At 51.0% G+C, this 25,785-nt stretch carries 23 protein-coding genes; 10 read left to right on the top strand and 13 right to left on the bottom strand.

The features are described 5' to 3' along the window. Window positions 1–6: 6 nt before the first annotated feature. Window positions 7–723 (bottom strand): 16S rRNA (cytidine(1402)-2'-O)-methyltransferase, encoded by a 717-nt coding sequence (rsmI, locus tag QEH59_RS02785; protein ID WP_308983840.1) that lies wholly within the window; start codon window positions 721–723, stop codon window positions 7–9. A gap of 193 nt (window positions 724–916) precedes the next feature. Between rsmI and QEH59_RS02780 the strand changes: the two genes are divergently transcribed. Both QEH59_RS02780 and queF read left to right on the top strand, forming a co-directional pair. Further along, entirely contained in the window at window positions 917–2,578 is a 1,662-nt protein-coding gene (locus tag QEH59_RS02780; protein WP_308983839.1) for a response regulator, read from the top strand. Between the two features lie 42 nt (window positions 2,579–2,620). Further along, entirely contained in the window at window positions 2,621–2,995 is a 375-nt protein-coding gene (gene queF / locus QEH59_RS02775; RefSeq protein WP_308983838.1) for a preQ(1) synthase, read from the top strand. Window positions 2,996–3,009: 14 nt separating this feature from the next. Here the strand turns inward: queF and QEH59_RS02770 are convergent, their stop codons facing one another. The 5 genes from QEH59_RS02770 to QEH59_RS02750 all read right to left on the bottom strand — a co-directional run bounded on the left by QEH59_RS02770 (window position 3,010) and on the right by QEH59_RS02750 (window position 8,735). Further along, window positions 3,010–3,474, bottom strand: a complete 465-nt coding sequence (locus tag QEH59_RS02770) for a RidA family protein (protein WP_308983837.1) — start codon at window positions 3,472–3,474, stop codon at window positions 3,010–3,012. 215 nt (window positions 3,475–3,689) lie between these two features. Beyond that, window positions 3,690–5,015 carry a dicarboxylate/amino acid:cation symporter gene (locus QEH59_RS02765; protein WP_308983836.1) on the bottom strand — a complete coding sequence of 442 codons (1,326 nt, stop codon included), beginning with the start codon at window positions 5,013–5,015 and terminating at the stop codon, window positions 3,690–3,692. 131 nt (window positions 5,016–5,146) lie between these two features. Further along, complete coding sequence (locus QEH59_RS02760) at window positions 5,147–6,904, bottom strand: ATP-binding protein (RefSeq protein ID WP_308983835.1); 1,758 nt, start codon at window positions 6,902–6,904, stop codon at window positions 5,147–5,149. A 114-nt stretch (window positions 6,905–7,018) separates the two neighbouring features. Continuing rightward, window positions 7,019–7,903, bottom strand: a complete 885-nt coding sequence (rsmA, locus tag QEH59_RS02755) for a 16S rRNA (adenine(1518)-N(6)/adenine(1519)-N(6))-dimethyltransferase RsmA (RefSeq protein WP_308983834.1) — start codon at window positions 7,901–7,903, stop codon at window positions 7,019–7,021. A 34-nt stretch (window positions 7,904–7,937) separates the two neighbouring features. Then, window positions 7,938–8,735, bottom strand: coding sequence for an indole-3-glycerol phosphate synthase TrpC (locus QEH59_RS02750; RefSeq protein ID WP_308983833.1), 798 nt, complete (start codon window positions 8,733–8,735; stop codon window positions 7,938–7,940). A 110-nt stretch (window positions 8,736–8,845) separates the two neighbouring features. Here QEH59_RS02750 and QEH59_RS02745 point away from each other — a divergent pair, with 110 nt between their 5' ends. Next, window positions 8,846–9,607, top strand: coding sequence for a hypothetical protein (locus QEH59_RS02745; RefSeq protein ID WP_308983832.1), 762 nt, complete (start codon window positions 8,846–8,848; stop codon window positions 9,605–9,607). Between the two features lie 14 nt (window positions 9,608–9,621). Next, on the top strand, window positions 9,622–11,595 hold the full coding sequence (locus tag QEH59_RS02740; RefSeq protein ID WP_308983831.1) for an intermembrane phospholipid transport protein YdbH family protein: 1,974 nt from the start codon (window positions 9,622–9,624) through the stop codon (window positions 11,593–11,595). Window positions 11,596–11,757: 162 nt separating this feature from the next. On the opposite strand, the gene QEH59_RS02735 is transcribed toward QEH59_RS02740, so the two are convergent. Then, window positions 11,758–12,384: a superoxide dismutase gene (locus QEH59_RS02735; RefSeq protein ID WP_308983830.1), complete on the bottom strand. Its 627-nt coding sequence runs from the start codon at window positions 12,382–12,384 to the stop codon at window positions 11,758–11,760. Window positions 12,385–12,566: 182 nt separating this feature from the next. Beyond that, window positions 12,567–13,091: a tRNA adenosine(34) deaminase TadA gene (tadA, locus tag QEH59_RS02730; RefSeq protein ID WP_308983829.1), complete on the bottom strand. Its 525-nt coding sequence runs from the start codon at window positions 13,089–13,091 to the stop codon at window positions 12,567–12,569. 121 nt (window positions 13,092–13,212) lie between these two features. Here tadA and infA point away from each other — a divergent pair, with 121 nt between their 5' ends. The 3 genes from infA (at window position 13,213) to QEH59_RS02715 (ending at window position 15,761) form a co-directional block, all read left to right on the top strand. Then, window positions 13,213–13,494 (top strand): translation initiation factor IF-1, encoded by a 282-nt coding sequence (gene infA, locus QEH59_RS02725; RefSeq protein ID WP_345785319.1) that lies wholly within the window; start codon window positions 13,213–13,215, stop codon window positions 13,492–13,494. Window positions 13,495–13,754: 260 nt separating this feature from the next. After that, entirely contained in the window at window positions 13,755–14,714 is a 960-nt protein-coding gene (cysK, locus tag QEH59_RS02720; protein WP_308983828.1) for a cysteine synthase A, read from the top strand. A gap of 135 nt (window positions 14,715–14,849) precedes the next feature. Then, window positions 14,850–15,761 (top strand): hypothetical protein, encoded by a 912-nt coding sequence (locus QEH59_RS02715; RefSeq protein WP_308983827.1) that lies wholly within the window; start codon window positions 14,850–14,852, stop codon window positions 15,759–15,761. 47 nt (window positions 15,762–15,808) lie between these two features. Here the strand turns inward: QEH59_RS02715 and QEH59_RS02710 are convergent, their stop codons facing one another. The 3 genes from QEH59_RS02710 to QEH59_RS02700 all read right to left on the bottom strand — a co-directional run bounded on the left by QEH59_RS02710 (window position 15,809) and on the right by QEH59_RS02700 (window position 17,941). Beyond that, window positions 15,809–16,249 carry a VanZ family protein gene (locus QEH59_RS02710; protein WP_308983826.1) on the bottom strand — a complete coding sequence of 147 codons (441 nt, stop codon included), beginning with the start codon at window positions 16,247–16,249 and terminating at the stop codon, window positions 15,809–15,811. Beyond that, a complete protein-coding gene (locus QEH59_RS02705; protein ID WP_308983825.1) occupies window positions 16,249–17,007 on the bottom strand; it encodes a hypothetical protein in 759 nt (252 codons plus the stop codon). Before QEH59_RS02705 ends, QEH59_RS02710 begins: the two co-directional genes overlap by 1 nt. Window positions 17,008–17,122: 115 nt before the next feature. Next, window positions 17,123–17,941: an ExeA family protein gene (locus QEH59_RS02700; protein ID WP_308983824.1), complete on the bottom strand. Its 819-nt coding sequence runs from the start codon at window positions 17,939–17,941 to the stop codon at window positions 17,123–17,125. A 30-nt stretch (window positions 17,942–17,971) separates the two neighbouring features. Here QEH59_RS02700 and QEH59_RS02695 point away from each other — a divergent pair, with 30 nt between their 5' ends. The 3 genes from QEH59_RS02695 (at window position 17,972) to QEH59_RS02685 (ending at window position 21,996) form a co-directional block, all read left to right on the top strand. Further along, on the top strand, window positions 17,972–18,307 hold the full coding sequence (locus QEH59_RS02695) for an FtsB family cell division protein (RefSeq protein WP_308983823.1): 336 nt from the start codon (window positions 17,972–17,974) through the stop codon (window positions 18,305–18,307). Window positions 18,308–18,555: 248 nt separating this feature from the next. Further along, window positions 18,556–19,986, top strand: coding sequence for a UDPGP type 1 family protein (locus QEH59_RS02690; RefSeq protein WP_308983822.1), 1,431 nt, complete (start codon window positions 18,556–18,558; stop codon window positions 19,984–19,986). 45 nt (window positions 19,987–20,031) lie between these two features. Further along, complete coding sequence (locus QEH59_RS02685) at window positions 20,032–21,996, top strand: phospho-sugar mutase (protein WP_308983821.1); 1,965 nt, start codon at window positions 20,032–20,034, stop codon at window positions 21,994–21,996. Window positions 21,997–22,228: 232 nt separating this feature from the next. Here the strand turns inward: QEH59_RS02685 and ilvB are convergent, their stop codons facing one another. Continuing rightward, window positions 22,229–23,929 carry an acetolactate synthase large subunit gene (gene ilvB, locus QEH59_RS02680; protein ID WP_308983820.1) on the bottom strand — a complete coding sequence of 567 codons (1,701 nt, stop codon included), beginning with the start codon at window positions 23,927–23,929 and terminating at the stop codon, window positions 22,229–22,231. 264 nt (window positions 23,930–24,193) lie between these two features. Continuing rightward, on the bottom strand, window positions 24,194–25,774 hold the full coding sequence (locus tag QEH59_RS02675; protein WP_308983819.1) for a xylulokinase: 1,581 nt from the start codon (window positions 25,772–25,774) through the stop codon (window positions 24,194–24,196). Window positions 25,775–25,785 lie beyond the last annotated feature (11 nt).

Here is a 25,785-nt window from a genome sequence, read left to right as displayed (position 1 = left end):
AGACAGCTACATTTGGAAGCCGTCTTTAGCGATACTTACGACAAACTCGCCTTTTTGACTGCCACTGGCGACACGCTCACGCACTTCAACGGCTGGTCCGGTGTGGATGGTTTCGTGTAATTTGGTCAATTCACGTCCAACACTGATACAACGATCCTCGCCTAGGGTGGCCACTAGATCATTAAGGAATTTGCCGATACGGTGGCAGGATTCGTAAATGATGATCGTGTACTCGAAGTCGCGTTTATTCTCGAAGAATCGTTTACGTGCTGCGCTTTTAGGCGGGAGGAAACCAACATAGAGAAAACCATCACTGGGAAGGCCGGAGAGTGCTAGTGCGGTTGTCGCCGCCGTCAATCCCGGCGCGGCTGTAACTTTGAGCTTACGTTTGCGGCATTCGCGCACCAGGCGAAAGCCAGGGTCGCTGATTGCAGGCATACCGGCGTCTGAGATCAGTGCGATTTGTTCGCCTGCTTCAATTCGGTCGGCGAGCTCGATTGCCATGTGCTTTTCATTCTCTTCTCGGTAGGAAATGAGTGGTGCGTTTTTTTGAATCGCCAGTTTGCTGAGTAATTTACCAGTGACTCGGGTATCCTCGCAGGCTATGGAGTCGGAGTTCTTGAGTGTTTCGATCGCGCGAGCTGTCATGTCGCCGAGGTTGCCGATCGGCGCAGCGACGAGAGTGAGTTGGCCGTTGGAGGAAGATGTGTGGGAATGTGGCACAATAGAGTTGCTGTTGAAACGCAGGCTGTAGTCAATCGCAAGCTGGGGTTTGTTGATTGATGCCTAGTTGAGTTTTACGAGTATTTAACGAGGATATGTGATAGTGTTCTTTATTAATGATCGCTGAGGCCTTTACTCTGTTTGATGTTGAACCTTCACGGTGAAACGGCATCTGCAGCAACGCACTTTTAATATGCAAGAAGACCTAGAAAAAGTATATTTGGATTTACAACGGGAGTGCCTGGTTGAGGGGGCTCGTATTGTAGCGATGGGGGCTTGGGTCTATGATGTCGCTAAAGGGTTAGTGCATTGGTCTGAAGGGGTCTATGATGTGTATGGTATGAGTTCTGATACCGATCCACCTTCGCTTGAAGAATGCCTTTCATACTATATTCCGGAGGATCGCGACAGACTACGGGAGGCCTTAGTTCAAATTGAGACAAATATTGGATCCTATGATTTCGAGTGCGAGCTGATCACTCGCGCGGGCGTGCATAAGTTTGTTCGGGTCATCGGCAAGAGCGGGAGCTTATTGCAGGGCTGTAATCATTGTTTGTATGGAGTCATTCAAGATATCTCAGAAACCCGACAGATTCGCAATGCACTAATTGAAGCCCGCGATCAGGCGAATGCTGCGAATCAGGCAAAATCTAATTTTCTGGCGACTGTAAGTCATGAGTTAAGGACGCCTTTGAATCCGATTCTAGGCTTCTCGGATATATTGTTGGAGGAAGTTGAAAATGAGGAACAACTCGAGATGGTACGTGCAATTAATGAGGCGGGACAGAGTCTGGTGGAGACCATTAACCGTATTATTGAATATGCAGAGTTGAGTCCGGAAAAAATGAAGTTGCGTCAGGATGAGTTTGAGTTGTCCACTCTTATTCATGAGGTCGTGGAGGATTTGGCAGATTGTCAGCCGCATTTTTCAGTGGAGGTCGATATGCAGCAGGAGGCGTCCTTGCCTGCGGGAATGCTGCTGCAGGGAGATTTTAAGAAAGTTAAGTGCGTACTTTCGAATTTGCTGGGAAACGCTGCCAAGTTTTCCGGGGCCACTGTTGCACAATTGCGTAGTTCACTGAGTCGGCTGGACCCTGATCATGTGTTATGGCATGTTGATATTGAAGATCGCGGAGTTGGAATTGATCCTCAATTAGTGGAGCATATTTTTGATCCATTTCTGATAGGAAATGCAACTTATACCCGCCCACAAGGTGGGTCGGGGATGGGACTTGCGATTTGTCGAGGTTATGTGGAGCTTATGGATGGGCGGATCTCGGTGAAAAGCGAGCAGGGCGAAGGAGCGACATTTAGTTTTTTTATCTGTCTCTCTATTGCTGGCAATCAGGACTGCGTGAAGTGTGCATCTGCTGGTTCGCTCGGTGAGGATGAGCCAGTGTTTATTGATGAATTGACTGACTTTTCGGAGGAACAGGAGGTGGATGTATCCCTGGAGCCAACTGCTTTGGATACAACTAAAATTTCGGTATTAATGGTGGAGGATAATACCTCAAACTTGTTTTACCAAACTCGTATTTTGGAAGAAATGGGCTATCGTTTAACGACAGCAACCGATGGGCAGCAAGCACTTGAAACCTACCGTCCCGGCTTGTATGATGTTATTTTATTAGATTTGCATATGCCGGGCATCGATGGCGTGGAGGTGCTGAAATCGATTCGGGAAGATGAGGCGCGTTGCGGCGCAGCTAAAGTGCCGGTCATCGTGCTCACTGCGGATTTGCTACGTTCGACGCAGGCGACCTGCCGCGAGTACGGGGCAGATGTATTTGTTTCCAAGCCAGTGAATGCAGCGGAGTTGAAGCGTAAGATCGAAGGCGTCTTGGCTGATCGCTGATCAGAGATTGAATTTTAGGGTTGAAGGCCCATTGTGCCCTGCATGGACATCGAAACATTTCCCAATCCGAATCCGGAGCGTAATTACACTATTCAGCATATTCAGGAAGAGTTTACTTCCACCTGTCCGATGACAGGGCATCCGGATTATGCAACGGTTGTGTTTAGCTATGCGCCTGATGAAGTCTGTATCGAGCTTAAAGCCATGAAGCTCTATTTGCACAGTTTCCGCAACAAAGGCATCTTCTTTGAGGCGGCGACCAATCAGATCTTTGAAGACCTGTTTGCCGTTACAAAACCTAGGTGGGCTCGCTTGGAAACTGTATGGCGTGGGCGCGGCGGCATTCGCTCCAATGTGGTGGTGGAGGATGCTCAGGCGGGCTATGATGGCCCAATTACGCTGCCTTATTCGGCTTAGTGCTTGCTTGCGATTTACTGAGTGACTTCGAAGACTGCTTGAATCTCAACGGTGCTGTCTTTGGGAAGGCCGGTAACAGCAACTGCAGCGCGGGTATGGCTACCTCGTTCGGCCAGAATATCGACCAGTAGGTCGGAGGCGCCGTTTATGACTATGGGGCTGTCAGCAAAACCAGGCACGCCGTTTACGAAACCATTCAGTTGCACGATCTGAGCTACCTTGTCCAGGTCCCCTAGGTGTGCTTTAGCCACTGCTAATAAATTGAGTGCACACACACGGGCAGCGGCTTGAGCGTAAGCGATGTCACGGCTTTCACCAACCTTGCCAGTATGCGTCATCTCACCATTGACTAGGCAGATTGCGCCTGAGAGATAGAGCAGATTGCCGACTTGTATGGCGGGTACATAGCTGCCAGCGGGGGCGGGAGCGCTTGGTAGTTCGATGCCGAGTTCGGCGAGGCGTTGGTCTGTATGGCTCATAACGTGTAATTTGACGATTGAAGATGGTAGGTCCAACTTTGAATTAAGAAAAATACTCCTCGGTTCTTATACCACTTCTAAGAATATATGATCTAAGCTTGGCCTTAGCGTAGCCTCGAAACTTTGTTTCGGGGAGCGATTGACATCGCCCCGGTTCCGAGAACCGAGGTTACAAAAGACATATCTATTAGGACCAAACTTTTTTCGAATTGGTATTAGGCTTGAGTATTACGCTCGCGATAAGGCTCTTCGCCCTCTGTGGCGGCGATAGTTACGGCACCGACGGTGTCGGAAAATACATTGACGCCCGTACGGCACATATCGAGAACGCGATCTGTGAGCCAGACGACGCCGATGGCTTCAACTGGCAGGCCTACTGCGGGGAGAATGACGGCGATGGCCACCAGGCTGGCGGCGGGGATGCCAGCAACGCCGATACTGGTGGTTAATGCTAAAAAGACGACCAGTAGCTGATCGCCAATACTCAGTGCGACCTGTCCGGTAGAGGCGTAGAGTTGGGCTATGAAGAGTACGACCACGCATTCATATAGCGCAGTGCCATCCATATTAACGGTGGCGCCCAGTGGTAGGGTGAAAGAGCAGGTCTTTTTGGAGACCCCGGCGCGGTCTTCAACTGTTTCAATTGTCAGAGGCAATGTGGCAGAGGAACTGGCGGTAGAGAATGCTGTGAGCAGTACTGGCGCCATTTCCTTATAGTGGGTCATTGGGTTGACCTTCGCGACGAATTTTAATACCAGTCCGAGGCTGATTAGAAAATGAAGGGTGAGTGCGAGTAGCACAGTGATGAAAAACCAGGCTAGAGTGCCAAAAAGATCACCCAGGTTGGTTTCGAAAATGACGGGTACTACGAGTCCAAAGACACCAATTGGTGCGAAGCGAATAATGAAGTCGGTTAACTGAAGCATCACATCTTGAGCGCTTTCCCAAAATTTTTGCTGTGTTTCGCGCTGCTCTGGTTTCAGTTTGCCAATGAAGGCACCGAAGAGTATCGAAAAGGTGATCACTCCGAGCAGTTGACCATTGTTGGTGGCCGCATCGATGATGTTGGAAGGAAACATGCGTAGGAAAATATCGAACAAGTCGCTGGAACTGCGCCCTTCGACCTTGCTCATTAAGCCTTGGCTTACAGAAGTCTCGGCTCCAGAGCCCAGCATGGCTTGGGCTGTTTCCGGCGCGACGTTGCCAGGTTGGATGAGATTGACAACCAGTAGTCCGATTAGGACTGCAGCGGCACCACTGAAGGTGTAGTAGAGGAAGGTCTTGAAGCCCATGCGGCCCACCCCTTTTTCGGCGCCCAAGTGCATGACGCCACTGATAATGGAGGCGACGATTAGTGGCACGATCACCATCTTCAACGCATTCATGAAGAGTTTGCCTATAAACTGGCAGAAATGAATGGCTCCAGTGTTAAAACCTGTGCCTGAGTGTGGAAGGATGAGTGCACCGAAAAGAATCGAGAGCACTAGCGAAAGTAGAATTTGCCAGTGTAGTTTCCAGCGGATCGGGTTCATTGTCATCATCGTGTTGGCTATCGTTAATAGAAACTCTAGCATTTCACTGTGACGCACCTTGGCCAGTACGAATTTTATGTCATCGGCAGTAAACGCTCTTACTGCGGTGGAGGGGCAGGAGCGTTTACAGGCAATTCCTACTAAATGACTTTTTGAGGACGCTCTAACTGAGAGCCACGCTGGCGGTATTCATCGATTACCCTGCGTAGATCTGCCAGGCGCATTGGCTTGGTTACGTAAGCATTCATTCCAGCGTCGAGGCATTTCTGATGATCACCTTGCATCGCGTGAGCGGTCATGGCTGAAATAAATATGTGCGCCTTATTCTCACCGCTAGCTCCTTTGCGGATGAGTCGCGTGGCAGTGTAGCCATCCATAACTGGCATTTGGCAGTCCATGAAGATGATGTTGTAAGCATTCGCCTTAAGTTTTTCGATGGCTATAGATCCATCTTCGGCAAAGTGAACAGTGCATTTTAGTTTTTTTAGAAAGTGTTGAGCGACATTGCGATTCACAGCATTATCTTCAACCACCAATACCTGAAGGGCTAGGTCTGGGGGCGATGCCTGATTGCAGGATTCAACCCAGGTTATTGGTGCACATGCTTGTGGTGTGGGGGCAGCGTGGGTGCCTGTCTGGGGTACCGCGTAGTCAGAGATGCGCTTTCGGAAGGGGATTGTGACGGAAAATACAGAGCCTTGGCCCAATACGCTCTGACAAGTGACTTCGCCGCCCATGAGGTTGGCTAGTTTGCGAGAAATTGAAAGTCCCAGTCCGGTGCCTCCGAAATTTCTAGAGGTAGAGCCGTCTGCTTGGACGAAGGGTTTGAACAGATTTATGAGGTTGGCTGGGTCGATGCCTATGCCAGTATCGCGGATCCGGATACAAATGTGCACTTCATCTGACTTGTCGCAAATGATTTCGCTGCTTAAACAGATACTTCCCTTTTGCGTGAACTTGATTGCATTGCTAATCAGGTTATTGATAATTTGGCGAACGCGGACTGTATCTCCAATTAGTTTCTGCGGGAGCTCGCAAGTCGTTAGATTAAGCTCGATGTTTTTACTGCGTGAGCGCTCTTGATAAAGAAGCATGCACGATTTGAGTAGTTCATGCATATTAAAGACTTCATTTTCAATGTCTAGTTTGCCCGCTTCGATTTTTGAGAAATCTAGAATGTCGTTGATGATGCGCAGTAAGGCATTGACGCTCTGATCTGCAGTCGACACAAGTTCGCTCTGCTCCTTATCGAGTCTAGTCTCTGTGAGGAGGGATAGCATGCCAACGATGCCATTCATCGGCGTGCGGATTTCATGACTCATGTTTGCGAGAAATTCGCTTTTTAAGCGCGTGGCCTCTTCGGCTATATTACGTGCTTCGATTAGTTTTGAATTTGTATGCTCAAGCTCGCGGGTGAGGTGTTCCAGTTGGTCATTTTTCCATTGTAGCCGCTGCTTGTGTTGGTCCGTTTCCTTTAGCTGCTTATAGAGCAAGGCGTTCTGGAGACGAATCAGTGCGTCGGTTGATACTAGGCCACGTAGTTTCCCTTCACTGTCTTTAATGATGATGTCATCGTGGAAATTGTCTCTGTGACGATTGAAAACGAGTTTTAAGATGGTGTGTACATCGGTATCATCTTGCACGATGATTGGAGTTTCTACGATGAAATCGCCGATATTGCGTTTAGCGTAGACCGCGTGCCCGTAGCGAGCGCTTAAGCATTGGTTGATTTTGACTGCGGAGCATAGGCCGACCACTTTTTCGCCCCGCATCACGGCGAGAAAATCAACTTTTTTTTCAGCTGCAAGTTTGCTAGTTGTTTCTAGAGTTTCGATGTCTTGGACAGACCGCGAATGTGTGATTAGTTCATCCAAATTGATAGGTTCTTGTGCCGCCATAATAGAATTGTGGCGGGAAACTACTCACTGGCTGGGCAGGCTAAAAGCTGGAAAACTGTCTGCTTGGTTAAATTGCGGTGACAAAGGTGACAAAGGTGCGAAGGCGGGCTGTGATTACTGAAATTTGATCAATTCGGACCAGTCTTGGTAGGTGATTGCTTCCGGGCGAATGTTTGGAGAATAGCCCTTCGCAATTAAGTGCGCAAACCAATCGGAGAGGCCGGGGATGCTTTCCTTTTTGCAAAGGCTGCCTAGCTGCTTACGACGTTGAGTGAAAATACGGCGGATGCACTCCCGTATCTCACGTGGGAAGTGGACTGCTGTTTCTTTTAGATCGAGTCGTAGCAGCACTGAGTCCACTTTGGGGGCCGGATGAAAGCACTGAGCGGAGACCAGGTGGCGGCTGTGCATGCTGTAGGCAGATTGCAGGAAGATCGAGATGGCTCCGAAGGTTTTGCTGCCATGAGATGCCACGTAGCGGTCAGCGGCTTCTTTTTGTAACATCAGCACCATGCGCTGTGGTAGGGGGCCAGAGAGTACGGCATCCATCCACGGGGTTGAAACTGCATACGGTAGGTTGGCGACGATCTTATAGCCAGCGTTCGCTTGTTCCGAAGGGATTGCTGCAATTGGGTAGTCGAGGCAGTCCGCTTCGATCAGTTGTAGTCGGGGTTGACCCGGTACTACATTGCTGCGAAGGTGAGCTGCCAGAGTGCTGTCGCGCTCCACCGCCCATAGGGAGGCGCCGCTTGCGAGGATCGCACGTGTTAAGGTGCCCAGTCCCGGACCGATCTCCACCACAGCACTGTTGACGTCAAGTTCGGCAAGTTCGATGGACTTACGCACTATGTTTCCATCCACTAGGAAGTTCTGCCCCAGCTTTTTGTTGGGTAGATGTTCCAGTTGGTGGAGGAGTTCGCGTGTGGCTGTGGGGCTTAATGGCATGGCGCTTGGCTCGGAGGCTGAACATTGAACGTTCAACAGATCGGAATGCTTCATGATTTGATGTTGGCGTTCAATGTTCGGTGTTCAATCAGGCCTGATGAAAGGCTTCGATGAGTTTTTCGGGGTCTTCTGATTTCATTAAGGCCTCGCCGACCAGAATCGCATCCGCACCGCAAGCGCTGGCACGCTCGGCGTCGGCGACATCAAAGATGCCACTTTCGCTGATTTTTATAATCTCGTCAGGGATTTGTGGAATCAGTAATTCGGATATGGCAAGGTCGGTCTTGAAGCGTTTCAAGTCACGATTGTTAACTCCAATGATTTTTGGAGCGAATTTGAGGGCTTTTTCGAGTTCACGTTCTTCGTGGATTTCGTAGATTGCGTCGAGTCCGGCGATTCCGGCAGCATCGCGCAGGGCCTTAATTGCATCCTCTTCCAAGGCGCGCACTATGATCAGTATACAACGTGCGCCGGCTTCGGCGGCCTCGACCACTTGAACCGGGTGCAACATGAAGTCCTTGCGCAGGCAGGGAGTCTGGCGATTGTGACATTCTAGGAATTCGACGACATCCCATAAGTCTTGTAGGCTTCCACCGAAATAGTCACTATCGGTTAAGATTGATAAGCAGTCGGCTTCGGCATTGATGTACTCGCGGGCTTGCTCCACCGCATCGAGCGTGGCAGCGGCAATTGTACCTGCAGAGGGTGACTTTCGCTTGATTTCGGCGATGACTGAGAGTCGATCTTCGCGTGCGAGTGCCTGAAGGAAACTTCCGCCCTGAGTTTGCATGCGTCCCAAGCGTTCCAGTTCCTGATCGCGCACGGGGCGAATCTGGTTACGTAGGGCGTGCCGCTTGGCGGCCATGATTTCGGATAATTTGTCCATACTTTTTAAGCAAAGTGGCTGTGCTATGCAGGAAGTTCAAGCCGGAGTTTGCAGCTTGAGGGCTATTCGCTTGAACTTGTCTGTGAGCGTTTCGTATGCTAGGTCAGAATATGATCCGATTGCCCATACGAGTTTTTTGTTTAATGGTGGTGTTTACTGTGGTCGGCTTTGATTCGCTGCTTGCAGCAGATGAGTTGCCTAGCGCCGCAGATTTGCTAGGTGCTTACGTTGAAAGCAATGGAGGGCACGCGAACATACAGTCACTGACGAGTCTAGCCGTCAGTGGTGTGGTGGTCGATGATGAAGCCAATCGGTATGATTTTAAATTGTACCGGAAGCGTCCGAATAAGATGCGGATGCAATTAGAGCTTGAGAACTATTCGCTGATGACTGTGTCCGATGGCGATCGGGTGTATCAGCAAGTGTTTGTTCAGGGGGTACCAAGATCAGTTCAAGAATTGGAGGGAGCATTGGCTGCTCAAACTATTGCGGATAGTTCCTTGGATGGGCCTTTTTATCAGTTGAGAACTCGACCAGATTGGCTGCGTGTGGTTGCTGAGGTGGAGGTGGAAGGTGAGCCGAGCTATGAGATTGAGGTGAGTGAGGCTGCCAATTCCACGTATCAGCGCATTTGGATTAGTTCGGAGCATCAACAGGAAATTAAATTGAGTCGGCTGGTGTTGAATCAGGAAGGAGAAGAGGTGTCGGAAGAAATTTATTTTAGCGATTTCGATCAGATACGCGGAGTTTGGTTGGCGCATTGCATGCGCTATTTTCGGGATGGAGAGCTGACCCAAACAGTTCAAATTGAAAAAGTTAGTGTAAATGTAGGTCTTTTTGATAGCTATTTTTCTAAGCCTTCCAGTCAGTGAATGTCTCTCTGCCTATGTTGATTTATTTAAAACGTGGGTTGTTGATTGCTGGGGTGCTTCTGTTTGGCCTCTTGGTGACGCTTTACTTTGGCAGTGTGGCGCTTGTCGAAGCGATCGTGTTGCCACATCTGGAGGCGCGTGGAGGCCAATTAGAAATTGAATCGATTCGTTTGAAGGTATCGGGGGTGGAACTGCGCTTTAAGCGTTATCAGGAGGCAGATATTCAAATTATTGGGGGGGTGGTAAGCTCTCCGTGGAGACAGCTATGGACGCTGGGGGATGGTTTTAGTGGACGAATACATATCCAGCAGGTACAAGGGCAATGGAAGGGGCGCCATGAGGAGGGGCGCAAGCCAGAACCATTTTCTGCGGAGGCGGCGGTGGGGCCTATTACCGAGTGGCTCAATGCTTTACCGATTATCGCACTGGATTTGGAGGTGGAGGAATTGCTGCTGCGTCAGGGGGATCAATCATACCAGTTTGCCCTCGAGCTTTCATGGTTGCGCGGAATGGTGGGGGAAACGCATGTAGTGGCTGATTTGAAAAGTCCGGCTTTAGAGTTGAGGACGCGCGTTAAAATACTGGCGCAAGGGCAGGGGCTGGCGCTGGACTTTACGTTGTTGGGAACTGACTGGGAATATTTTCAGACGCATTATCTGTCTGAAGTTTCTACACGCTGGGAGGAACTGGGGCTAGAGGTGTATATGCATGCCTTGGGAGTCGGACGTGGCTTCTTGGATGTGTCGGGCTATGCTCGCTGGCAGGCACTACAGCCCGAGCGTTTGAGTTTCACAGTGCTTGCTGATTGGGGGGCGAGTGAAGTGTTTTGGCCGCAGGGCGAGTTACTATTGCACAATGCTTCGGCTGGGGTGGCTAGCGATGGTCGGGGGACTTTGCGAATTTACGCCAAAGGTGCAGTCGATTCGTTACGGAGTGGATCCTGGATTGCTGCGGCAGGCGATTGGGCTCTGCGTATTGACGATAGCAAGCTTGCCGGTGAATTACGTGTTGGAGAGTCTCTGACTCTCTCATTGGGGCATGATGATTTAAGAAAACTGCTGCGTGGTTCTGGTCGAGGCGAGTTATATGCGTCAGTGCAGGCGGTGGATGTTGAATGGCTGCGGGCCCTACAGGTGCCTGGTCTGCCTGAAGACTTGAGCGTGGAGATGGGGCTTCAAGTTGACGCTACCGGGGAGTTTGAAAATTGGAGCCCCGTGGAGGCGGAGGTGGGCATTGATGTCGATGTTTCCGGTATCAGTCTCGCTTCGCGCGGGGTGAGTGGCGGCGATATGACGGCGCATGGCAATCTTAGGTTGACCATGGGGCGTTTGATGCTTGCTCAACTTGAGTTCGCCATCGATCGCTTAGGCGTGTTTGGCTTTGTGGCGAGCGATATCGTCGGTGCGTTGGAGTTGAAGGAGGCTGGTGTGCTTGTTACAGAGCCTATTCATGCGGCTTTTATGGGAGGTTCATTGCAGATCGAGGCCCTTGATGTCGCCCTGCAGCAGTTGCAGGATTTTACTTTTAAAGTGCATCTGGACCATATTGATCTAGCGCAATTGGCATCGGCAGTGCCCCAATTTGAAGGAGAGGTTGCTGGCGCGGTTTCCGGTTATTTAGTCGGGGCCGTGCAAGCTGGGCAGCCGCTTTTAACTGATGGGCACCTGGAAATTGATTCTGATAGCGAGGCGCGACTTCGTTATGATGTGAGTGGCTTGCTGACACGTGGCATGTCGGAAGGCAGTGCTGCTTATCGGCACTATCATATGGCGGAGCTCGCGTTTCAAGATCTTGCACTCAAGCGCTTTAGTATTGATGTCTTTCCCGACGCTAGCCAGACGCGCCCCTTTAGATTGGAGCTGTTCGGTGAATCACTTCAGGGAAGCACAGTGGTACCAGTCGATTTCAAGCTCAATGTAAACGTAGATGATACTGCTGGTCTGTTGGAACTGCTGCGCATGATTCAGCGTGGGGAACTTGAATTCTGACTGAATGCTTCCCATGTGCGGCATCTGGATTCTTTGAGGGGCATCGTTTGGATATAGTGTCAGCGGGAACTGGGTGTAGAAAAAGCCGTCCCAGGTTTGGGACGGCTTTGTTTTTCTGATAGATATACATGCTCAAGCGACCATGTGGCTTGGGCAAGTCACTTACGCTTTGGCGTTCTTGTAATTTGCTTCGGCTGCGTTCCAGTCGATAACGTTCCAGAATGCCTCGATATATTTCGGGCGCAGGTTCTGATATTTTAGGTAGTAGGCATGTTCCCAAACATCGAGACCGATGACGGGGGTGCCTTCAACTTCAGCTACACCTGTCATACAGGGGCAGTCCTGATTGGGGGTGGAAGTCACTGCGAGGGAACCATCTGCTTTGACGATGAGCCAAGCCCATCCGGAGCCGAAGCGAGTCGCGCCAGCTTTGGCGAAAGCTTCTTTGAATGCATCGAAGCCGCCAAGCTCTGCGTCGATGGCTGCAGCGAGCTCACCGACTGGAGCGCCGCCACCGTTGGGGCTTAGGATCTTCCAGAAAAAGCTGTGATTGGCGTGACCGCCGCCATTGTTGCGTACCGCGCCACGTTTTTCAGCTGGAACAGCGTCTAGGTTGCCAATGATTTCGCAGATGTCTTTGTCCTCGAGGCCTGTGCCTTCAAGAGCTGCGTTCAAGTTGGTTACGTAAGCATTATGATGCTTGTCGTGATGGATTTCCATCGTGCGCGCATCAAAGTGCGGCTCAAGCGCATCGTTTGCGTAAGGAAGTGCGGGTAGTTCGTGTGCCATGGTTTTATTATAATTTAGGTTTAGTTTCTAAGAGAGAATAGAATACGATGGGGAGTGAGGCACTCACTGTCAAATGACTGATTGGAAATTTCTACTGATTTGAGGCTTCCTGTCTCATTAGTTAGAGAATTTGTTAGGATGCTTAGGTGTGTTTCGATGTGAGCTGCCAGGGTTGTAGGTAATTATTCGGAGTCTAGTGCTTTGCGCTCTTTATTGTCGATGCGCTTCTTGTCGAAGAAAGCCTTCAGGATTTGGTGGTTTAATTCTTCCAACACGCCTCCTGTGGACTCAAATTTGTGGTTACTGCGCGGGAGTGCGCCAAGATCGGTCGCGCCGCCGACGCAGCCCATCTTGGGGTCTGGTAGGCCGTAATAAACTTTGCCGATGCGTGCGATTACCAGTGCCCCCGAGCACATGGGGCAGGGCTCCTTGGTCACATAGAGTGTGCATTCGTTGAGTCGCCAATCACCCAATGTATTGGCCGCTTGCGAAATGGCTAGGATTTCTGCGTGCGCAGTGGGATCGTTCGCTGTGCGTGATTGATTGTGGGCAGCTGCGATGATGCGCCCTTCGTGTTCAATCACGGCCCCAATCGGCACTTCATCTTTTTTCCATGCTTCGATCGCCTCATTATAGGCGTGTGTCATGTAGTAGTCGGTATCGCGTTTGAGTTCCGATGGGTAGATTTTTTCGAAAGGACAGGTCATTAGATGAGACTTGAGGGTTGAGCCTTGAAAGATGAGCGATGAGGCAGGAGGCTTTGAGTAAGTGAGAGCATTCTTGACTTTTAGTATAAAGGCGATTGTCTCGCCGCTTTCCTAATTATCTATGGCAAAAGCACAAAGCGAAGAATACGTTGAAGTCGAAGGCAAAATTGTAGCGGTCCTCCCGGGCACTATGTTTCGTGTCGAGCTTGCGAATGGGCACCAAGTGCTCGCTCACATCTCGGGTAAACTTCGCAAGCACTTTATTAAAATCACCACGGGTGATACGGTAAAAATGGAGATGAGCCCTTACGACTTGGATAAGGCGCGCATTGTCTATCGATTGCGCAATGCACACGTGCAGCGCAATGCGCCTAAGCGTAGTTACGGTCCCCGTCGTCGCTAGCGGCGGCCCAGTTTGACGTTTGCCGCATGTGCATGCTAAAGCCGTTGGCACTGAACGATCCTTGTTGATTGGACCGGTATGCGTGATTGAGTGGAGATCGTTGGTTGAGTCTCCTTTACTTGCTTTGTACGCGGCGTTATGACATTTGATGCCTTGTTGGAAAAACACCGTGTTACGGTGTTTTTTTATGAATGCTTGCTTCGACTTGAAAAAAAGTTGTGCTGATGTTCTTTCTACAACCTCTCCAAACATATAGAATTATGAATAAGTTATACGCCTCAATTACGGATACAGTGGGTGGCACACCTCTGGTTAAAATTAATAATACCACTGCGGGGCTCGCGGCGGATATTTACCTGAAATGTGAGTTCTTTAATCCGCTCGCGAGTGTCAAAGATCGTATCGGTAAGGCCATGATTGAGGCAGCTGAACGCGACGGTAAGATTGGTGAGGGGAGCATTATTATTGAGCCGACTTCGGGAAATACTGGAATTGCTCTGGCCTTTGTCTGTGCGGCGAAGGGCTACAAGCTGATCCTTACCATGCCAGAGACTATGTCGGTTGAGCGACGCGTGCTTCTACGTATGCTCGGTGCTGAGATCGTTTTGACTCCAGGCCCGAAGGGAATGCCTGGTGCAATTGCGCGTGCGGGTGAATTGGTCGAAGAATATGGCGAAAAAGCTTACATGCCGCAGCAATTTGAAAATCCGGCTAACCCAGAGGTGCACCGTCAGACTACAGCTGAAGAAATATGGGCAGCGACTGATGGAAATATCGACGCCTTTGTTGCGGGGGTGGGAACCGGAGGGACGATTTCGGGCGTTTCGGAAGTCATCAAGTCGCGTAAGGAACTCTTCACTGTGGCCGTCGAGCCAGAAGGTAGTGCCGTTATTTCAGGCGATGCGCCGGGACCGCATAAGATTCAAGGCATTGGTGCGGGGTTCATTCCTAAAAATTGTAATACCGATGTGATCGACGATACTATTAAGGTCTCGAATGAAGATGCATTTGCGACTGCACAAGCGCTGGCAGAGAAGGACGGTTTGCTTGTGGGGATTTCAACCGGAGCGAACGTTTGGGCAGCAATGCAGCTTGCGAAACGTCCTGAAATGGCTGGTAAACGAATCGTTACTGTCGGCTGCAGCTTCGGTGAACGCTACCTTTCGACTCCTTTAGCTGAGAAGGCGCGCGAAGAAATGTCAGCCGCGACTGCGAGCTAAGTGTTCTCTACTCTGTAAATTTTTTGAGCAAGTCCCGAATCCTCTCTCAGGTTCGGGGCTTTTTATGTTTACCTTTTGTATCAACTGTTACCAGCCTAGCGACCCAATTACTCACATCATAACACCTGAATTTATATGTCTGTTTCTCTCAAAAAAATTCTTCCCTTGCTGACTGCTGGGGCCTTCATTCTCACTACATCGCATGCTGCGATTCCAACTGCTCCGGATGCAGCGATTGAAGCAATCGCGAAAGAGCTAAATGATGGGAATGGCGGTATCTTGTGGGACGCGATGCCGGCTAGCTATCAAGTTGACGTCAATGCGATTGCTCAACTTGCGGGTAGCAAGATTGACGCCGAGATCTATGATAAGGGTTTTGGCTTGGTTAATCGCTTGGCAGATGTGGCGAGTAAGCAGAAAGACTTTATTTTGAATACACAATTGGGAGGCGGGCAATCTGCCGATCAAATTGCGAAGCTGGAAGCCGCATGGCCTGCAATTATTGGTTTTGTGAAGACTTTAACTGGTAGTTCAATTGGCACTGCCGCAGGACTTCAATCTTTTGACGGACAGGCTTTTTGTGAGCAAACGGTTTCCGCGTTGGTGGATTACTCTAAGCAGCTTGCGGTGTTGACTGACGAGCCGATCCCATTGGATTTCGGCACTGTGAAGTTGCTGGAGAGCACTGACACGACAGCTGTTCTGGAGATGACATCGCCCGATGGCAGCGTGGAAATAGCAGAAGTTACTTTAGTGGAATCCCGCTGGGTGCCTAGTGAAATGGCCAGTACCTGGACTCGCGATTTAGCTGCGGCTAAGGCACAACTTGAGGCCATTTCTCCAAGCGAAATGGCTCAGATGAAACCTCAAATAATGGGAGCAATCACTATGTTTGAGGGAGTATTGACCCAGCTTGACGCAGCTAAAACTCAAGAGCAATTCGATCAGGCCCTACAAGGTGCGATGATGCCTATTATGGGACTCATGATGATGCAAGGCGGCATGGGTGGAGGCGCCCCAATGGCGCCGACAGCGCCCGTACAGTAAATTTAAGAACAGTTATAGCAGTTGCTAGCGTGCTCATTATGAGCGCGCTATTTTTTTGTCAATATGGAGCGCTGTCGGATGCGGCGTTGTTTGGGTAGTTGCCATTCCAACATATGGCGATACCTTTTCCAATAGCTGTAGCTGATGACTGCAACCAGGGCTCCTGAAGTATCGGCGACCCAATCGGCGATCTCAACGCTACGTCCAGGTGTGAAGGATTGGCGAATCTCATCACACGCGCCAAATGCGGAGGTGATGAGTGCTGCGATTAACATACTGCCTGTGCTGCAATTCTGGAGCTTGGGAGTACGCAAGATGGATGTGGCAAGCAATCCAAAGACCAGAAAGTGGGCGAGCTTATCCTTGGAGAATTCAAAGCCGAGCTCTGGTGTGGCCAAGTGCTGTGTCCCGGATGCTGCGAAAATGGCCAGAGCGAGTAATATTGGCCATTGATAGGCACATGGATACTTCAAAATCAGTCGCCGCATCACAAACGTTTCATGTACTTCTTACCGTTGAGATCTACAAAGAGTACACGTGACTCTTGGATGAGCATGACTTTTAGGCCTAGTTTGAAGTTTACGAACTCACCTGCAGCATAGGCTTCGCCGTTGAGAATCACTTTACTCCCGGTTTCAGAGATTCTGACTCCGGAAAGCTTAGCGCGTCCGAGCCAGTCAATGATCGCCTCGCTGGGTTGGGCAGCCGCTCGAGCTGCAGCAGCAGCGGCTATTTTAGCCTCCGCTTCGGCGGCCTTCGCTTGAGCAGCTGCTTGTTCTGCAGCTGCTTTCAGCTTTGCTTCCTTTTGGGCGATGGCTTCTGCTTCAGCCGCTTCACGTGCCTTGCGCAGTTCACTGACCACACTCGGCACGCTGGACTCACTAGACACTGGTGATGTTTGTGCACTGTCTGAGTTGGTTGAGGGGCTGTCGCTGGGCTGGGTGCTGATTGATTGTTGCGGCGTCACTGACGCTGTGGGTTGGGGCTTAGGTTGAGCCGTCGCTGGCTGATCCGCGATCTGCTGTGCGATGGGGGTGGAACTGTCTTTAAAAAGAACAATGCTTAGCCCGACCACTAAGCCGATCAATAAGGCCACAACGATGGCTAGACCGATTAGGATGCTTGGATTCATCCCATTTGTTACTGAGCCGGCATAATTGTTGGAAGCTTGCTCACAGGGCTGGGCCATACGGTTGGGGCTGCGGTCGCGTTGAGCTTTGCGGAGGGCTTGGTTAATGAGGCTCATTGTTTGTAAATTGTAATGCGGAAATTTTAAGAAACACGCCGAGATTGAGAGATTCGAGGCATATTGAAGTGTGTGTTGTTTCTTCTTGCCAGTGTTCAGGTTTCGATCGAATTGCCTACCGGTGTAGGCGGTTGATATCCTTAAGCGCGCGTCTTACGTCCCAGTAGTTGACCTCGTTGCCATTGCGGATAAATGTGGAGAGTAGGGATTTATCACAAATGTTATTGATCATGCGTGGGATTCCCAGGCTGCCTGCCGCAATTTTTTTGATCGCTCGAGGGGTGAATTGTGGTTGTCCGTTGCTGCCTGCAAGCGATAGGCGGTGTAAAATATAAAGTTGGACTTCTGCCTGAACCAAAGGTTTTAAGTCATAGTGGACCAGCACTCGTTGACGGAATTGCCGTAGCCGCTCTTCTTTAAGCTTATCATTGAGTTCCGGCTGTCCCATTAAAATAATCTGTAATAACTTTTGATCGTAAGTTTCCAAGTTGGAGAGCATACGCAGCATCTCCATGACCTCGAAAGACAGGTTTTGGGCTTCGTCGATAATCACCACAATCTCGCGTCCGGCATGAATGCGCTCCAGTAACAGGTCATTTATCTTGTCGAGTAAGTCGTTCTTCGAGCGTGCTTTGGCTTCTTCACCTAGCTCTTTCATGATGCCACGCAACAATTGTGTTTCGGAGATGCGTGGATTCAATAGTAGGGCAGTATCGACTTCTGCACGAGCGTCGAGTTCTTCCAGTAGCTTTCGGCACAGTGTGGTCTTGCCGCAGCCGACTTCGCCAGTCAGTACGATGAAGCCTTTTTTGTCTTCAATCCCATAGCGTAAGTGCTGTAGTGCTTCTTCATGGGTGGGGCTTAGAAAGAGAAAACGCGGGTTGGGCGTCACATGGAATGGCATTTCCTTAAATCCGAAGTATTCGAGATACATAGCGCTTAGGTTAAATTACCCTTTCCAAATGTGGAAAAATGGCCTTCTTTGTCGTTTCTGATGTCAAAAAAATCCACACACAGAAAAGAACGTGTTTTATTGCTCATGTTGATGGGCATGTTGTGCGTGTTGGTGGTGTTTTTTGGCGGTCTCATGCTTAAGACACATCGAGAGTATCAAAATTTTAAAGCTCGAGAAAATAGAATCGAGGCTAAGCTCATACAAGCTCGAAAAGAGTTTGATCAAAAGGAGGCCTATATGGCGCGCCTGCTGGATGATCCTGAGTTTTTAGAGCGTGTGGTGCGGGAACGCCTTGGATATGCGCGTCCTGACGAGCTATTGTTCCGTTTTTCAGATGAGCCTTGAGTCTCGGGAGACACTGTGCACGAGAGTGTTTTACCTCGAATTAACGCTTTGGAGGAACGTTTTTTCGGATCTGAGTGCGCTTGGATCCGGTATGAAGGGCTTTCGGGAGGTGCTCTAGGGACTTTTGCTTGATCGCGTGGTGGAGTGGCTGCGTCGCAGTTCCCTTTAATTAAGACGGTGACACAATCTTTACCAATGCGCTCGATACGTGTTTGCAATTCCTACGAGAGCTTCTATTCCCAAAGTCCATGGCAAATTCCAATGATTCTCTGATCGAGTCCTTCAAGCAAGCTGGCCAAGGCCAAGTCTTTCAATTTTTCAATGAGCTGGATGCGAATGCACAAGCCAAATTAGTCGCACAGGCGAAGACAATTGATCTTGCCGAAGTGAACGCACTGGTTGCCGAGCATGTTAAAGGAGCGCATGACAGCTCGCTGAATCTTGACGGTTTAGAGCCGGCTCCTTATGAGGCGCTTCCTGTGAATGGCGGAGATCCTGCAAAATGGAAAGCTGCTTGGGACGCTGGTTCGGCAGCTTTACAGGCGGGCCGGGTGGCCGCTTTCACAGTTGCAGGGGGCCAAGGTACGCGTCTCGGTTACGATGGTCCTAAAGGCACTTATCCGGTGACACCAGTGACTGATAAGACTCTCTTCCAGGTTTTTGCTGAAAAAATTGCTCGTTCGGGTGAACGTTTCGGCGTCACCATCCCATGGTATATTCTGACGAGTGAAATTAATAACGATGCCACCGTTGCTGCATTTGAATCCGCTAACTTCTTTGGACTGGAGCCTGAGTCGGTGCATTTTATTGTGCAAGGCTTGGTGCCCGCGGTTGATTACGATGGAAAGATTCTGCTCGCTGAAAAGGGTAAAATTGCAATGACTCCGGATGGTCATGGCGGTTCATTGCGCGCCTTGGTACGTAGTGGTGCCGTGGATGCGATGCAGGCACAGGGCATCGATATCGTCAGTTATTTTCAGGTGGATAATCCGATTGTCCAGTGCATTGACCCTGTATTCATCGGCTTTCATGTTCTGGGGCAGTCCGAGTTGTCGAGTAAAATGGTGCCTAAGGCTTATGCACTCGAAAAGGTCGGTCATTTTTGTGTGCAGAATAATAAGGCGCTTGTGGTTGAATACAGTGACATGCCGGATGCAATGCAGCAGGAAACGACGCCCGAGGGAGGTATCCGCTTTAACGGAGGTAGCGTAGCGATCCATGTTTTCGACCGTGATTTTATTGCCCGCGCGGGTGGTTCTGGGGCAGATTCTAAGTTGCCGTTTCACCGTGCTGATAAAAAGATTCCTTATATCAATGAGGCTGGCGAGGTGATCCGTCCAGATGCTCCCAACGGTGTGAAGTTTGAGATGTTCGTCTTTGATGCATTACCTTTGGCGAAGAATCCAGTCATTATCGAGGCGGCCCGGGCCGATGATTTCAGTCCGGTCAAAAATGCAGAGGGCGTGGATTCACCCCAGAGTTGTAAGGAGGATCAACGCCGTATGTTTGCACGTTGGTTAAAAGCCGCGGGTGTATCGGTTGATACCGATGAAACCGGTTTGCCCGCGATCACTTTTGAAATCAGTCATCGCTTTGCTGCTGATGAGGCTGATTTTATCGCGCAGTGGGCTTCGCTGGATCCCAAGCCTGTGATTGAGGATGGTGTCGTGATTGAGTAAATAAAAATCGTAATTCCTATTTCTAAACTCTTTATTTGTCATAGCATGAGCCTAATTGAAAAGATTGAATCCGCCGGAGCCGCAGGCTCTCTCCTTGAAAGCACAGTCGCGAACCTGAAGGTTTGGGTGAGCGCCGACTTCTTGCCTGCATGGGTAGGAGCCAGTATTACCGAACTGGTCGAAGCCGGAGAGTGGGAGGAGCTCAATGACCGTTTTTATCAAACCATGGCTTTTGGCACGGGCGGTATACGTGGCCGAACGATTGGTAAGGTTGCTACTTCGGTGGAAACGGGCACCCTTTCTGCCCAAGGGACTCCCGAGCACGCTGCCGTTGGCACCAATGTGTTGAACGATTTTAATTTGATCCGTGCGACCGTTGGTATGTTTCGCTACGTGAAGCAGTATCTGGAGGAGAGCGGTCGTCACGATCTGCCACGCTTTGTAATTGCACACGATGTGCGTCATTTTTCGCGTCATTTCTGCGAACTGGCTGCATCGACTTGGTGCAAGCTTGGGGGGCAGGCTTTAATCTTTGAAGGCCCGCGTTCCACTCCACAGCTCAGTTTTGCTGTGCGTCAATTCCAGGCGACTTGCGGAGCCGTGATCACTGCGAGTCACAATCCATCGCATGATAATGGCTTTAAAGCTTACTTTGAAGACGGGGCACAAGTGGTCTCCCCGCATGCCGAAGGGATCGTGGATCTGGTCAACCAAGTAACTTTAGAAGAGCTGACACAGTTCTTGGATATTGATTTGGCTCCTGTCATCGTGCTGGGTGCAGATGCCGATCAGCCTTACTTGGATCTTCTGGAAGAAATGGTGGTCGACTCAGAGGTGATGCAAAAAATGGCGCCGAAGGTCGTTTTTTCACCTATTCATGGGTGCGGTGCGATCAGTTCAGTGCCGGCTTTAAAGAAGCTTGGTGTGGAAGTGATTGAAGTGCCTGAGCAGATGGAGCCGGATGGTCGTTTCCCTACAGTGAAATCGCCCAACCCCGAAAACGCCGAAGCACTTGCGATGGCGATCGCCAAAGCTAATGAAAGCGAGGCGGATGTCGTGCTCGCGACCGACCCCGATGCAGATCGCATGGGAGTTGCCGTGCGTGATCGCTCAGGCGAGATGGTGCTGCTGACTGGCAATCAAATTGGCACGTTGATGGCTGAATATCGGATTTCCACACTCAAAGATGCGGAAATTATACCAGAAGATGGCTCGGAGAACGCAGTGTTGATCAAGACATTTGTGACCAGCCCCATGCAAGAAGCTGTTGCTACCTGGCATGGCCTTAAGACGATCAACACGCTGACCGGTTTCAAGTGGATTGGTGAAAAGCTTGCCGGATATGAGGCAGAGATGAAGACCAAGCTTTTTGAGCAAGAAGGGCTCGCGATCAATTACGATGCTTGTGATGTTTGGACTAAGGCCGACCTGATGCTGGATTATTCCACCTACTTTGTCTTCGGCGGAGAGGAAAGTTATGGTTACCTCGCTACGGATAAGTTGCGTGATAAAGATGCCAACGCCGCGGTGGTGATGTTCTGTGAGCTTGCTGCTTACTTGAAAGCGCAAGAGATGACCTTTCCTGAGTATCTGGATGCACTTTATTTGCAGCATGGCTACTACGAAGAGAAAACTATTAATATCTATTACGAGGGAGCCGCTGGTTCGCAGAAGATTAAGAACATCCTTGAGTCTTATCGCAGTAATCCACCCAAGGCATTTGGTGATGTCACGGTTTCTGGCTTCACCGACTTTGGTAAGGACGAAATTATCGACGCCGACGGCAAACGCATCGCGCCACAAGACTTCTACTTCTTGGAATTGAGCAACGGTTACAGCTTCGCAGTGCGCGGCTCCGGCACCGAGCCCAAGATCAAGTTCTACGTGTTCGGTCGCTCCGATGTGATTGAGCCAGAAGATTTGCCACAGGTGAAAGCTGACGCCAGCGTAGTGATGGAAGCCATGCTGGCTGCGATCGACGCCGACGCCCGCGAGCGCGCCGAAGCGTAAAGTAGGTATCATACATTTAAGCAAAAGGCTTCCCGGCAGCGGGAAGCCTTTTTTGTGGAAGTTGAGACGTGGCGTGCTCGCTTGCGAGCGCCTGAATTCGCTGAGCCGAAAAAGCCTTGCAGGAGGGCTAAACCGGCACAGAGGCGTCCGCAAGCGAACACGCCACGTTACGAGATGCATTTTTTATTAGAGCAAATTAAGGTCTATTAATGGTTCAATTCATCTTTCCGATTCATGCGGACTGCTTGATCGCGGCCTTATTTTGCTCGGGATGGCGAATCATGTCATGATTCGCACCGCCCGGCGCAACCATGGGCAAAACCTGCTGCTCGGGGCAGATCGGAACATGGATCAGAACCGCTCCCTTGATCGCAAAGGCGCGCGCCAGTGCGGCGTCGATGTCGGGCTCGTCGGCGAGGTCGACGGAGGCGACGCCCATCGATTGCGCCATCATCGCGAAGTCGGGCCCTTGCTTGAATTTGGAGGCCGACAGACGTTTGCCGTAAAACAAATTCTGCTGCTGGTGAACGAGGCCCAAGGTCTGATTGTTCATCAAAACGATCTTGAGATCGGCCCCTTCTTCGGCCGCGGTGATCATCTCTTGATTGTTCATCAAGAAACTGCCGTCCCCGCTGATACAAACCACTGTCTCGTCGGGATCGGTGAGCGCGGCTCCGAGCGCGGCTGGCAAGCCAAAGCCCATGGTGCCGAGCCCGCCGCTGGTCAACCACTGACGTGGACGCATGAAGGGGAAGGCCTGCGCCGTCCACATTTGGTGCTGACCAACATCGGTGGCAACGATGGCATCGCGTCCGGCATGACGCGCGATGGCTGCGATCAAGCCGTAAGGCTGCGAAGGATCGTCGGTGCCCGGCATATTGATCGGGTGCTCCGCTTTCAATTCGGCGATCCGTGCGTTCCAATCCGTGCGCGCGCGCGGTGGCAATGTGGGCAATAATTGGTCCATGGTGGTAGCGACGTCGGCACAGATCGAGAGTGTGGGCTGACGGATTTTCCCAAGTTCACAACTGTCAATATCTATGTGAATAACTTTTGCCTTGGGGCAAAACTCCGCAACCTTGCCGGTCGCTCGGTCGTCGAAGCGTGCACCGACCGCAATCAATAGGTCACACTCCTGCAAAGCCAGGTTTGTATAGGGCGCAGCGTGCATTCCAAGCATTCCAAGAGCTAGTTTATGGTCCGTTGGCATGGCGCCCATCGCCATCAAAGTGTTGACGGTGGGCAAATTTGAGCGCTCCGCGAGGGCGCAGACTTGTTCACATGCCTCACTGTGAATAACTCCGCCGCCGAGGTATAATATCGGCCGTTCGGCGGCCTCGATCATCGCCTGCGCTTGTTCGATCGCTGGGCTCTCAGGCTCGATGCGCGGCGTGGCGCTACCGATCTCGGGCCACTCATCAAACTCGATGGTGGCGTTCTGCACGTCCTTGGGAATATCGATCCAAACCGGGCCCGGCCGACCACTGGCCGCGATGCGAAATGCCTCGGGGATGGTTTCCAAAAGTTCCTCGACCGACTTAACCAAATAGTTGTGCTTAGTGATTGAGAGGCTCATGCCGAAAACATCCACCTCTTGAAACGCATCCGTGCCGATCAAGTGTTGCGGAACCTGCCCGCTAATGCAAACAACCGGAATCGAGTCCAATTTGGCATCCGCGATGGCGGTGAGGATATTGGTAGCACCCGGTCCACTGGTGGCGAAGCAAACCGCCGTCTGTCCGGTGGTGCGCGCCATGCCTTGGGCGATGAATCCAGCGCCCTGTTCATGACGGGCGAGTATGTGTTGAATGACAGGCCGGCGCGCAAGCGCGTCGTAGAGGGGCAAGTTGGCTCCTCCGGGAATGCCTGCAATGAGGCGAATTCCTTGGCGTTCAAGTAATCGTATAACGAGGTCTGCTCCGGTCATTTTCATAATGTTGTCTTTGGCTGTATGGTTATTCCCTGTGGAATCAGTCGCGACGCGGGCAAAAGAAAACCCCCGTCGGATCGAATCCGGCGGGGGTTTTTAGAATGAATATAAAGTGTGTTCTAAGTCCGCGCAGATCCGATCGAGGTCACTAGGACCACGACTACATTGACGAGCACGACTGTGAAAAATTGAGTCATTTCAAAATTAGATTTTTTCTTTGTCTGCCGCGACCAGGGTTTTGTCAAAGACTTTTTTTGCTGTGTATGCTTACGATGTCGACGGATTGAGATTGTACTGCGATTGCATGCTAAGTAATTGAGCGATAGCTTTCGTTGCGCTCTGGTAGGTGTCCGAGGAAGCAATGGGTTCGAGGGTGCTGTCGGCTTCGGGCTTACAGAAGCGACTTTCCAATAGATGTAGGTCCTGTCCGAATGTGTGACTGGCGGCGCGTAGGGCGGCGCCGAGTGCTACGGAGCCACTGACGGCCAGACGCTGCACTTTGGCCTGAAAGACGTCGGCTACGACTTGCGCGATGGCGTTGTTTTTTGACGCGCCACCGGTTAGGTAGATAACCTCGGGCTGTAGTTGCATCCAGTCGCTGCGTAATTTCATATTGATACATTGGCCTTCAACGCAGGCGCGGATCGCGGTATCGGCTTGTTGCCAGTGTTTAAAGGCTTCACTGCCCTCTAGTCGGGGCGCGTCGAGGTCGATGCGAGGGCTAATTTCGGGACGGAAAAAAGGCAGCATAACCTGGCCGTCGTTGCCTGCGGCAGTGTTGGCGAAGGCTGCTGTGAATTGATCCCAGTCGTAGTTGAACTTATCTTTGACTGCTTCGCGGGCGAGCGAGCCATTGACGAAGCATTGCAGTGACATTGAGCCGCCTGCCGGATTGCCAAATACGTGGCCACAGCCTTGTGGGTCGGCGACAACTTCGGGCATCGCGGCAAAAAAGGTATCGGAGGTGCCGAGTGAAATGACGAGCTTACCAGCTTGGCTAGCGCCCATTCCGACGAGGCTGCTGGGGTTGTCGCCTGTGAATACAGTGACCTGGGTGCCTGGAGTGAAGCCGTATTTTGCGACGAAATATTTTGAGATCTGCCCAGCTGTGCTGTTGCCATCTACGATGTTAGGTAAGCGCTGGTTTAACTCAGGTGCGGTCGCGGTGAGTAGGTCGGTGTCCCAGTCCCACGTCTGGATATTGAGCAAGTTCATTCCAGCACCGTCGCCAGTATCGATAGGGGCATTGCTTCCACAGAGGACGGAGCATAGGAATGAGCTGACAAGATGAATGTGGGCGGTTTGTGCGTAACTGTTGGGGGCGTTTTTATAAAAACGGCGGATTTGCGGTCCTGTGAAGCGCTCGATGGCGATGGAACCAGACTTCGCGCAAACCGTGGCATCGCCTCCTACTGCCGCGGTAATTTCGCGGCATTCTGTTCCAGTGGAAGTGTCCATCCAGATTGGAGAGGTGCTGCGTGAGAAACAGGGTTCGATTTGGTTGGCGAGGCTTTGCGAGTGGTCCAAGCTGTTGATGGTAGTGAGCCAACGATCGTTGAGATAAACGGAGCCATGTTGCTGGCCTGCGCCGGAAATAGCTGCGATCTTGGAGAGATCGCATTGATTTTTGAGTGCTTCGAGTAGTTGTTCCAGGGCGTCGAGCCACATGCGTGGATCCGCATGTACTTCACCGGCAGCGGCACCAGGAATGAAGCCGGCGGGGGCCTTGTATTGGGGCAGGTGTTCGCCGAAATTAACGGAAGCTTGGGCGATGATAGAACCTGTTTCGATATCAATGACGATGGCGGAACAGCTCTGGGTGGAAGAATCTAGGCCGAGTGAGTGCATTCTGAAGTGGG

It is taken from the genome of Thalassobacterium sedimentorum, from assembly GCF_031127905.1.
Lineage (GTDB): Bacteria > Verrucomicrobiota > Verrucomicrobiia > Opitutales > Coraliomargaritaceae > Thalassobacterium > Thalassobacterium sedimentorum.
The sequence above is the reverse complement of the archived record's forward strand: the minus strand, read 5'-3'. Positions and strand labels throughout refer to the sequence as shown.

Bases quoted from the DNA above. Each gene is read 5' to 3' on its own strand.
- QEH59_RS02735 (WP_308983830.1), bottom strand. From the start codon at position 12,384: ATGGCACACGAACTACCCGCACTTCCTTACGCAAACGATGCGCTTGAG.
- QEH59_RS02675 (WP_308983819.1), bottom strand. From the start codon at position 25,774: ATGCACTCACTCGGCCTAGATTCTTCCACCCAGAGCTGTTCCGCCATC.
- QEH59_RS02740 (WP_308983831.1), top strand. From the start codon at position 9,622: ATGTTGATTTATTTAAAACGTGGGTTGTTGATTGCTGGGGTGCTTCTG.
- QEH59_RS02690 (WP_308983822.1), top strand. From the start codon at position 18,556: ATGGCAAATTCCAATGATTCTCTGATCGAGTCCTTCAAGCAAGCTGGC.
- rsmA (WP_308983834.1), bottom strand. From the start codon at position 7,903: ATGAAGCATTCCGATCTGTTGAACGTTCAATGTTCAGCCTCCGAGCCA.
- QEH59_RS02705 (WP_308983825.1), bottom strand. From the start codon at position 17,007: ATGAGCCTCATTAACCAAGCCCTCCGCAAAGCTCAACGCGACCGCAGC.
- ilvB (WP_308983820.1), bottom strand. From the start codon at position 23,929: ATGAAAATGACCGGAGCAGACCTCGTTATACGATTACTTGAACGCCAA.
- QEH59_RS02750 (WP_308983833.1), bottom strand. From the start codon at position 8,735: ATGGACAAATTATCCGAAATCATGGCCGCCAAGCGGCACGCCCTACGT.
- QEH59_RS02685 (WP_308983821.1), top strand. From the start codon at position 20,032: ATGAGCCTAATTGAAAAGATTGAATCCGCCGGAGCCGCAGGCTCTCTC.
- QEH59_RS02765 (WP_308983836.1), bottom strand. From the start codon at position 5,015: ATGATGACAATGAACCCGATCCGCTGGAAACTACACTGGCAAATTCTA.
- QEH59_RS02715 (WP_308983827.1), top strand. From the start codon at position 14,850: ATGTCTGTTTCTCTCAAAAAAATTCTTCCCTTGCTGACTGCTGGGGCC.
- QEH59_RS02745 (WP_308983832.1), top strand. From the start codon at position 8,846: ATGATCCGATTGCCCATACGAGTTTTTTGTTTAATGGTGGTGTTTACT.
- tadA (WP_308983829.1), bottom strand. From the start codon at position 13,091: ATGACCTGTCCTTTCGAAAAAATCTACCCATCGGAACTCAAACGCGAT.
- queF (WP_308983838.1), top strand. From the start codon at position 2,621: ATGGACATCGAAACATTTCCCAATCCGAATCCGGAGCGTAATTACACT.
- QEH59_RS02770 (WP_308983837.1), bottom strand. From the start codon at position 3,474: ATGAGCCATACAGACCAACGCCTCGCCGAACTCGGCATCGAACTACCA.
- QEH59_RS02700 (WP_308983824.1), bottom strand. From the start codon at position 17,941: ATGTATCTCGAATACTTCGGATTTAAGGAAATGCCATTCCATGTGACG.
- QEH59_RS02780 (WP_308983839.1), top strand. From the start codon at position 917: ATGCAAGAAGACCTAGAAAAAGTATATTTGGATTTACAACGGGAGTGC.
- infA (WP_345785319.1), top strand. From the start codon at position 13,213: ATGGCAAAAGCACAAAGCGAAGAATACGTTGAAGTCGAAGGCAAAATT.
- QEH59_RS02760 (WP_308983835.1), bottom strand. From the start codon at position 6,904: ATGGCGGCACAAGAACCTATCAATTTGGATGAACTAATCACACATTCG.
- cysK (WP_308983828.1), top strand. From the start codon at position 13,755: ATGAATAAGTTATACGCCTCAATTACGGATACAGTGGGTGGCACACCT.
- QEH59_RS02710 (WP_308983826.1), bottom strand. From the start codon at position 16,249: ATGCGGCGACTGATTTTGAAGTATCCATGTGCCTATCAATGGCCAATA.